The sequence below is a fragment of the Roseomonas sp. TS2 genome (genome assembly GCF_058833935.1).
The window spans coordinates 1-8,464 of sequence record NZ_JCACVY010000189.1; the positions used below are offsets into that span (position 1 = coordinate 1).

8 protein-coding genes are annotated in these 8,464 nt (G+C 74.0%); 3 read left to right on the forward strand and 5 right to left on the reverse strand.

Annotated elements, in window-relative coordinates; genetic code table 11:
- On the forward strand, positions 1–1,135 hold a 1,135-nt coding region (locus ACZJYS_RS20575), incomplete at its 5' end, for an NAD(P)/FAD-dependent oxidoreductase (RefSeq protein ID WP_493180156.1).
- A gap of 103 nt (positions 1,136–1,238) precedes the next feature.
- Here the strand turns inward: ACZJYS_RS20575 and ACZJYS_RS20580 are convergent.
- The 5 genes from ACZJYS_RS20580 to ACZJYS_RS20600 all read right to left on the reverse strand — a co-directional run bounded on the left by ACZJYS_RS20580 (position 1,239) and on the right by ACZJYS_RS20600 (position 6,569).
- A complete protein-coding gene (locus ACZJYS_RS20580) occupies positions 1,239–2,222 on the reverse strand; it encodes a Bug family tripartite tricarboxylate transporter substrate binding protein (RefSeq protein ID WP_493180157.1) in 984 nt (327 codons plus the stop codon).
- Between the two features lie 50 nt (positions 2,223–2,272).
- Positions 2,273–3,271, reverse strand: coding sequence for a Bug family tripartite tricarboxylate transporter substrate binding protein (locus ACZJYS_RS20585; protein WP_493180158.1), 999 nt, complete (start codon positions 3,269–3,271; stop codon positions 2,273–2,275).
- Between the two features lie 76 nt (positions 3,272–3,347).
- A complete protein-coding gene (locus ACZJYS_RS20590; RefSeq protein WP_493180159.1) occupies positions 3,348–4,931 on the reverse strand; it encodes an acyl-CoA carboxylase subunit beta in 1,584 nt (527 codons plus the stop codon).
- A 28-nt stretch (positions 4,932–4,959) separates the two neighbouring features.
- The gene (locus ACZJYS_RS20595; protein WP_493180160.1) at positions 4,960–6,345 is read right to left on the reverse strand and encodes an ATP-binding protein; all 1,386 of its coding nucleotides are present in this window, start codon (positions 6,343–6,345) and stop codon (positions 4,960–4,962) included.
- A gap of 2 nt (positions 6,346–6,347) precedes the next feature.
- Complete coding sequence (locus ACZJYS_RS20600) at positions 6,348–6,569, reverse strand: biotin/lipoyl-binding carrier protein (RefSeq protein ID WP_109517393.1); 222 nt, start codon at positions 6,567–6,569, stop codon at positions 6,348–6,350.
- A gap of 94 nt (positions 6,570–6,663) precedes the next feature.
- Between ACZJYS_RS20600 and ACZJYS_RS20605 the strand changes: the two genes are divergently transcribed.
- On the forward strand, positions 6,664–7,389 hold the full coding sequence (locus ACZJYS_RS20605) for a GntR family transcriptional regulator (protein ID WP_181378143.1): 726 nt from the start codon (positions 6,664–6,666) through the stop codon (positions 7,387–7,389).
- Positions 7,390–7,458: 69 nt separating this feature from the next.
- A partial coding sequence (locus tag ACZJYS_RS20610; RefSeq protein ID WP_493180161.1) for a CoA transferase occupies positions 7,459–8,464 on the forward strand: 1,006 nt, incomplete at its 3' end.

The following is an 8,464-nucleotide window of genomic DNA, read 5'->3' on the forward strand; positions in this document are numbered from 1 at the left end:
GGTCATCGGCGGCGGGCTGCACGGGCTTTCGGCGGCGCTGCACCTGGCGCGGCGCGGCCGGCGCGTGCGGGTGCTGGAGAAGGAGGTGGCCGGCGCCCATGCCTCCGGCTTCTCGGCCGGCGGGGTGCGCACGCTGGGGCGGCACTCGGCGGAGGTGCCGCTGGCCCTGGCGGCGCTGGATCTCTGGCACGGCATCGCCGCCCTGGTGGGCGAGGATTGCGGCTTCCAGCCCACCGGCCAGATCAAGGTGGCCGAGGATGCCGCCGAGCTGGCCGTGCTGGAACGGCGCGTGGCCGGGATGCGCGCGCAGGGCCATGCCCATGAGGAACTGATCGGGCCGGAGGCGCTGCGCCGCTGGCTGCCGGCGCTGGCGCCGCATTGCGTGGGCGGCATCCTCTGCCGTCGGGACGGCTTTGCCGAGCCCTACCGCACCACCCTCGCCTTCCGCCGCGCCGCCCTGGCGCTGGGGGCGGAGGTGGTGGAGGGCGCCCGCGTCACCGCGCTGGAGCGGCACGGCGGCCTCTGGCATCTCCGCTGCGCCGATGGCGCCCGCCATGCCGCCCCGGTGCTGGTGAACGCCGCCGGCGCCTGGGCCGGCCGCGTGGCACGTGCCGCGGGCGAGGACATCCCGCTCGGCTTCAACGCCTTCATGATGATGCTGACGGCGCCGATGGCCCCCTTCGTTGCCCCCGTGGTGGGCGCGACGGGCCGGCCCATCTCCTTCAAGCAGAGCGCCTCCGGGCAGGTGATGATCGGCGGCGGGCACAAGGGCGTGGCCAACCTCTCCACAGGCCGGGTGACGCTGGACATGGAGCGCCTCGCCTTCTCCGCGCGCACCGCGCTGGCGCTGTTCCCCATCCTGGCGGAGACGCGCATGGTCCATGCCTGGGCCGGCATCGAGGGCGTGCTGCCGGACGACATCCCCGTCATCGGCCGCTCCGCCGTGGCGGAGGGGCTGGTGCACGCCTTCGGCTTCTGCGGCCATGGCTTCGCCATCGCACCGCTCATCGGCGGCATCGTCGCCGATCTGGTGGTCTCGGGCGGCACCAGCCATCCCATCGCCGCCTTCGCACCGGACCGCTTCGGGCGGGCGGCGGCCGAGGCCGGGGCGGCGCTGCCCCAGCCCGCCGGATAGTGTCAATCATTTAAGAACAGTCTTTTAAGAGCCGTTCTGAATTCTCGACATGAGGAAGATCCTGGCGCGCTGGATGCATCCAACCGGCGCGCCAGGGACGGGCTCAGTCCACCCGGACCTTGGCCGCCGAGATCACCTCGCCCCAGGCGCGCCGGTCCTGCTCGATGCGGGCGGCGAAGGCGGCGGGTTCCTCGAAGCGCGGCGTCAGCCCGTTCTCGCGCAGGCGCTGCTGCAGGGTCTTGTCCTGCAGCGCCGTCTCCACCGCCCGGGCCCAGGCCCGGATCGCCGGCTCCGCCATGCCGCTGGCGCCGCAGAGGCCGAACCAGCCCACCACCTCCAGCCCCGGCACCGTGTCGGAGAGCAGCGGCGTCTCCGGGAAGGCCGGCTTCATCGAGGCGTCGCCCAGCGCCACCAGGCGCAGCTCGCCGCCGCGGATCTGCCCCACCACGTCGCCCAGGTTGGTCACCATGAAGTCGGCGCGGCCGGCCATCACGTCCATCGCCGCCGGCGCGGCGCCGCGATAGGGCACGTGCAGCATCTGCACCCCGGCCATGCGCTGCAGCCGCTCGCCCGTCAGGTGCTGCGCCGTGCCGATGCCGGCGCTGGCGTAGCTGATGGCGTTGGGCTTCGCCTTCGCCGCCTTCAGCACATCGGCCATGTCCTGGTAGGGGCCGCGCGCCCGCACCACGGCGCCGTAGCTGGAGAGCGCCACATTGGCCACCGGCACCAGGTCCTTGCGCGGGTCCACCGGCATGATCATGCCGGGCAGCTCGGGGCTGATGGTCATGGTGCCCATCGGGCACTGGAACAGCATCGAGCCATCCGCCGGGCCGCGCACCACCGCATCGGCGGCGAGGAAGCCATTGGCGCCGGTGCGGTTCTCCACCACCACCCGGCGGCCCGTGACGGCGCCGACGCCATCGGCGATCAGCCGTGCCACGAGGTCCGAGGTGCCGCCCGCGGCGAAGCCGGCCATGATGTGCAGCGTGCGGTCCGGCAGCGCCGCCTCGGGCGCCTGGGCGCGGGAGGGCACGGGGGCGGCGGCGAGGGTAACGGCGAGGGCGGCCGGCAGCAGGTGTCGCAGCATGGCGATTGTCCTCCTGAGGGATGGTGGGTCTGGGATCCTGCAGCGCGCGCTCATTCGACGCGGATGCCGCCGGCGCGGATCACCGCACCCCAGTCGCGGTGGTCCTGGGCGATGGTCTCGGCGAAGCGCGCCGGCTCCTCCAGGCGCGGGGTCAGCCCCACCTCCTGCAGGCGCCGTCGCATCTCCGGCGTGTCCATGCCCTGGCGCACCGCCGCGGCCCAGCGTGCCACCAGCCCGGCCGGCATTCCGCGCGGGCCGCACAGGCCGAACCAGCCGCTGACGGCATAGCCCGGCACCGTGGCTGAGATCTGCGGCGCCTCCGGGAAGAGCGGCGAGCCCATGCCGTCGGCGAAGGCTAGCAGGCGCAGCCCGCCGCCCTGGATCTGCGCCACCACGTCGCCAAGGTTGGTGATGATGGTGTCGGCCCGGCCGGCAACCACGTCCACCACGCCCAGCGCGGCGCCGCGATAGGGCACGTGCACCAGGCCGAGCCCCGCCTGCTGCGCCAGCCGCGCGCCGGAGAGGTGGGAGACGGAGCCGATGCCGGCGCTGGCGTAGCTCAGCCGCCCCGGCTGCCGCCGCGCCGCCGCCAGGAAGCCCGCCACGTCCTGGTACGGGGATTGCGCGGCCACCACCATGACCTGGGTGGAGTGTGCCACGTTGACGATCGGCACCAGCTCCTGAGCGGGGTCGAGCGGCATCTGCGCGCCGGGCAGCTGCGGCGTGATGGTGAGCAGGCCGGTGGCGCATTGCAGCACCGTGTGGCCATCCGGCGCCGCGCGGGCCACCGCCTCGGCGGCGATCGCGCCATTGGCGCCGGTGCGGTTCTCGACCACCGGCCGCTGGCCGAAGGCGGGGGCCACCGCCTCGGCCACGAGCCGCGCCACGATGTCGCTGGTGCCGCCGGGCGCGAAGCCGCCGATGATGCGCGGCGGCCGGTCGGGGAAGGCCCCCTCGGCCGCTCGGGAAAGCGCCAGGGGGGCGGACGCCAGCAGGGCGGCCAGACCCAGCACCCTGGCCGTGCCGGCCAGGGCGGTGAACATCCTCATCGCGGATCCTCCCGGGGCGGCCCTGCATGGGAGCCGCCCTCTTCCGGTAAACCGCCGCCCGGCCGGGCGGCGGAGCTCAGGGCCGCATCTGGAACCGCCCGGGCTGCGCCGCGCGCAGCGGCCCGGCCAGCTGCGTGAACTCGCAGAGCAGCCGCCGCGTCTCGCGCGGGTCGATGATCTCCTCCACCCAGAAGGTCTCGGCCGTGCGGAAGGGCGAGCGGAGCAGCCCCAGCCTGTGCTCGATCTCGGCGAGCTTGGCGGCCGGGTCGGGCGCCGCCTCGATCTCGGCGCGGTAGGCGGCCTCGATGCCGCCCTCCAGCGGCAGCGAGCCCCAGCGCGCCGAGAGCCAGGCATAGCGCAGCGAGAGCCGCCCCGCCGGCGTGTGCGCCGCCCCCGCCACGCCGAAGGCGTTGCGGATGATGATGCTGCACCAGGGCACGGTGGTCTGGTTCATCGCCGCCATGGCGCGCACGCCGTGGCGGATGGTGGCGGCGCGCTCCGCCTCCAGCCCGATCATGAAGCCCGGGCAGTCCACCAGATAGACCACGGGCAGGCGGAAGGTCTCCGCCATGTCGAGGAAGCGCACCACCTTCTGGCAGGTCTCGGCCGTCCAGGAGCCGCCGTAGAAATACGGGTCGCTCGCCATCAGCGCCACGGCGCGGCCGCCGAAGCGGGCGAAGCCGGTGATCAGCGAGCGGCCGAACATCTTCCCCTGTTCGAAGAAGCTGCCCTGGTCGACGACGGCCTCGATGATCTGGCGCATCTGGTAGACGCGCCGCTTGTCGCGCGGGACGATGGAGAAGAGCTTCTCCTCACGCCGCCCGGGATCGTCCTGGCAGGCGGTATCGGGCGGCAGGCCGTGCACCGAGGAGGGCAGGTAGGAGAGGAAGCGGCGGGCGCAGTCGAAGGCCTCCTCCTCCGTCTCCACCGCATGGTCCACGGCGCCGGACCTGGTCTGGATCTCCCAGCCGCCCAGCTCCTGCTTGGTGAGGTCCTGGCCGAGCCGCTTCACCACCGGCGGGCCGGCGACGAACATGGCGGCGCTCTTGGTCATCACCGAGTAGTGGCTGGCGGCCAGCCGCGCCGCGCCGAGGCCTGCCACCGAACCGAGCCCGAGCCCCACCACCGGCACGGCGCTGAGGTTGAGGGTGGTGTAGTGGAACAGGCCGGTGCCGCCGACGCCGCCCGGCAGGTTGGCCCGCCCCGTGGTCTCGATGGTCTTCACCGAGCCGCCGCCGCCCGAGCCCTCGATGACGCGGATGATGGGCAGGCGGTATTCATTGGCCATCCGCTCGGCCATCAGCGGCTTCTCGCGGATGGTGGCATCGGCCGAGCCGCCGCGCACGGTGAAGTCGTCCCCCACCACCACCACCGGGCGGCCGTCGATCTCGGCGCGGCCGAAGACGCAGTTGGAGGGGACGAGCTGGCGCAGCGTGCCGTCCGGCTCGTATTCGGCGCGGCCGGCGATGGCGCCGATCTCGTGGAAGCTGCCGGGATCGGCCAGGCGGTCCACCCGCTCGCGCACCGTCAGGCGGCCGCCCTCGTGCTGGCGGCGCACCTTGTCGGCGCCGCCCATCTGCTGCGCCATGGCCTCGCGCCGGCGCAGCTCGTCCAGCTCGGGCTGCCAGTTGCTGGCGGGGGGCGTGTGGGTATCGGGCATCGGGGGGCGCTCCTGTTCGCGTCCAGGGTCAGGCGGCGGCGTCGCCGGCCAGCAGCCCGGCGCGGGCGCGTTCGAGGAAATGCGTGTCCATCTCGGCCGCGCGCATCGCCCGGCTGCGCAGCGCGGCGGCGAGGAAGGCGGCGTTCAGCGCCACGCCGCGGGCCGTGCAGCCTTCCAGCGCGGCGGCGAGCTTCGCCAGCGCCTCGGCCCGGGTCGGGGCGTGGGCGATGACCTTGGCGATCATCGGGTCGTAGAAGGGGGTGAGGGTGTCGCCCTGGCGCACCCCGGCATCGACGCGCAGCCCCGGCGCCGCCCCGGGCAGGGTCAACTCCGCCAGCCGCCCCGGCGAAGGCAGGAAGCCGCGCGCCGGGTCCTCGGCGCAGAGCCGGGCCTCCACGGCATGGCCTTCCAGCCGGATCTCCGCCTGCGTCCAGGGCAACCTCTCACCCCGGGCGACGCGGATCTGCCACTCCACCAGGTCGAGCCCGGTGACCATCTCCGTGACCGGGTGCTCCACCTGGAGGCGGGTGTTCATCTCGATGAACCAGATGCGGTCCGCCTGCGGCGTAGCGCCCGCCTCGGCGACGAACTCCACCGTGCCGGCGCCGACATAGCCCACCGCCCGCGCCAGCGCCGCGGCACGCCGGCCGAGTTCCGCGCGCAGCGCCGGATCGACGCCCGGCGCGGGGGATTCCTCGACCAGCTTCTGGTTGCGGCGCTGCAGGGTGCAGTCCCGCTCGCCCAGGTGCAGCACGGTGCCATGGCCATCGGCCAGGATCTGCACCTCGATGTGCCGGGCGCGCGGCACCAGCTTCTCCACCAGAACCCGCTCGTCGCCGAAGGCGCCGGCCTCACGCCGCGCCGCCGCCAGGGCGGCGGGGAAGCCCGCGGCCTCGGCCACGGCGCGCATGCCACGGCCGCCGCCGCCCGCCACGGCCTTGATCAGCACGGGGAAGCCGATCGCCTCCGCCTCCGCCAGCAGCCGGCCCTCGGACTGGTCCTCGCCCTCATAGCCCGGCACGGCGGCGACGCCGGCCCGGCGCGCCACGGCCTTGGCCGCCGCCTTGCCGCCCATGGCGCGGATCGCCTCGGGCGAGGGGCCGATGAACACCAGCCCCGCCCCGGCGCAGGCCGCGGCGAATTCGGCATTCTCGCTGAGGAAGCCATAGCCCGGATGCACCATGCGCGCGCCCGAGCGCCGCGCCGCCTCGATCAGCGCCGGGATGGAGAGGTAGGAATGGCGCGGATGCGCCGGGCCGATCGGCTCCGCCCGGTCCGCCGCGGCGACATGCATCGCCGCCGCGTCGGCCTCCGAGAAGACGGCCACGGTGGGCAGGCCCATGCGCCGGCAGGTGGCGGCGATGCGGCAGGCGATCTCGCCCCGGTTGGCGATCAGGACGGCATCGGCGGCCATGCTCACGCCTCCAGCAGCGCGACGGTCTGGCCTTCCTCCACCGCCTCGCCTTCCGCCACCAGGATGGCGGCGAGGCGCCCGGCGCGCGGCGCGGTCACCGGGATCTCCATCTTCATCGATTCCAGCAGCAGGACGGTGTCGCCCTCGGCCAGCGTATCGCCCGGCCGTGCCTGGATCTGCCAGACGGAGGCCGCGATCTCAGCGGCGATTTTCACCTCGGCCATGGTCGTTTCCCCCAGGAGCCTTTATTTTGTTGTCACAGATCACAGCATGGCGGCAGGACTGTCAAGCAGCCCCGCCCCATGGCAGGAAGCCTCCATGCCGGACACCGCAGACGCCCCGCCCCTTCCCATCACCGCCGAGAGCATCGGCGCCAAGGTCTATCAGCGCCTCCGCACCGAGCTGATGCGCAGCCGCTTCCGCCCCGGCGAGAAGCTGAAGCTGCGGGACCTGGCGCAGGAGCTGGGCGTCAGCGCCACGCCGGTGCGGGACGCTCTGGCGCGGCTGGTGAGCGAGGGCGCGCTGGAGCAGTTCGACCACCGCTCGGTGCGCGTGCCGGTGCTGTCCGACGAGCGCTTCCGCGAGATCGCCGAGCTGCGCGGCGAGTTGGAGGGCAAGGCCGCCGCCCGCGCCGCCGAGCGCGCCACCCCCGCCGATGCCGAGCGCCTCGCCGCCATCCATGCCCGCATGACCGAGGCACGGCTCAGCGGCGAGGGCGTCGCGATGCTGGTGGAGAATGAGCGCTTCCACATGGAGATCTGCGCGCTCGCCAACATGCCGGTGCTGGCGCGCATCATCGAGGGGCTGTGGCTGCAATGCGGGCCGCTGGTGGCGGGGCTGCGGCAGGTGCGCTTCCTGCACCACCCGGACGCGCATCCGCACAACGACATCATCCGCGCGATGCGCACGCAGGACGGCGCGCTGGCGCGGCTCGCCATCCAGCGGGACATCAGCGTCTATGCCGAGGTGCTGCTGCGGCGGCTGCCTGAGATCAATGTCGGGGCGCTGCCGCGGCCGCGCCCGGTGCTTGACGCGGCGGACTAGGCGGGATTTAGTTGTCACAAATCACAAAATAGGCCGCCCGCCTTGCACCGCGGCCTCGGGAGGATGCGCATGCCCCGGCCGCCGGACGCCCCCCTGCCCTTCGCGCATCTGCGCGTGCTGGAGCTGGGCGAGGGCGTCGCCCTCTCCTACCTCGGCAAGCTGTTCGCCGATTTCGGTGCCGAGGTGCTGAAGCTGGAGCCGCCGGGGGGCGATGCGCTGCGCCGCGAGCCGCCCCTGGTGGAGAGCGGGGATGGCGCGGAATCGGCGCTCTTTGGCTGGCTCAGCACCAACAAGCGCAGCCTCACCGCCGATCTCGCCGGCCATGCCGGGCTGGAGCGCGCCCGCGCCCTGCTGCCGGGCTGCGACGTGCTGCTCGACGGCCGCGCCCCGGCGGCGCGGGAAGGCACGCGCCTCGGGCTCGACCAGCCGCATCTGGTCGCCGCCGAGATCTCCTGGTTCGGCGAGAGCGGACCCTACCGGGATCTCGCGGCCACCGATGCGGTGGTGCGCGCGCTGGCGGGCGTCTTCGCCTGCACCGGCCCGGCGGAAGGGCCGCCCTCCCTGCTGGGCGGCATCGCCGGGGCGGTGACGGGCGCGCTCGCCGCCTTCAACGCGGTGGCCGCCGCGCTGTGGTCCGGCGCCGGGCGCCGGCTGGAGATCAGCCTGCACGAGGCCAACATCGCGGTGGCCGAGTACCAGGCGGCGCAGAGCGTCACCAACCCGGAGGTGGAGCGGCGCTACGGCGTCAACCGCTTCGCGCCCAGCTCCCCCCTCGGGGTGTATCGCTGCCGCGAGGGCTGGCTCGGCGTCACCATCGTGACCCCCGCGCAGTTCCGCGCCTTCTGCGAGATGGTCGGCCTGCCGGAGCTGGCGGAGGACCCGCGCTTCGTCATCGGGCTGGACCGGCTGCGCCATGCCGATGCGCTGGAGGCCCTCTTCGCGCCGCGCCTCGCCGCGCGCAGCGCCGAGGAGTGGTTCGCCGAGGCCATCCGCCGCCGCCTGCCCTTCGCCGTGGTGCCGGAGATGGCGGCGCTGCTGGCCACCCCCACCCATCGCGCGCGCGATGCCTTCGGCA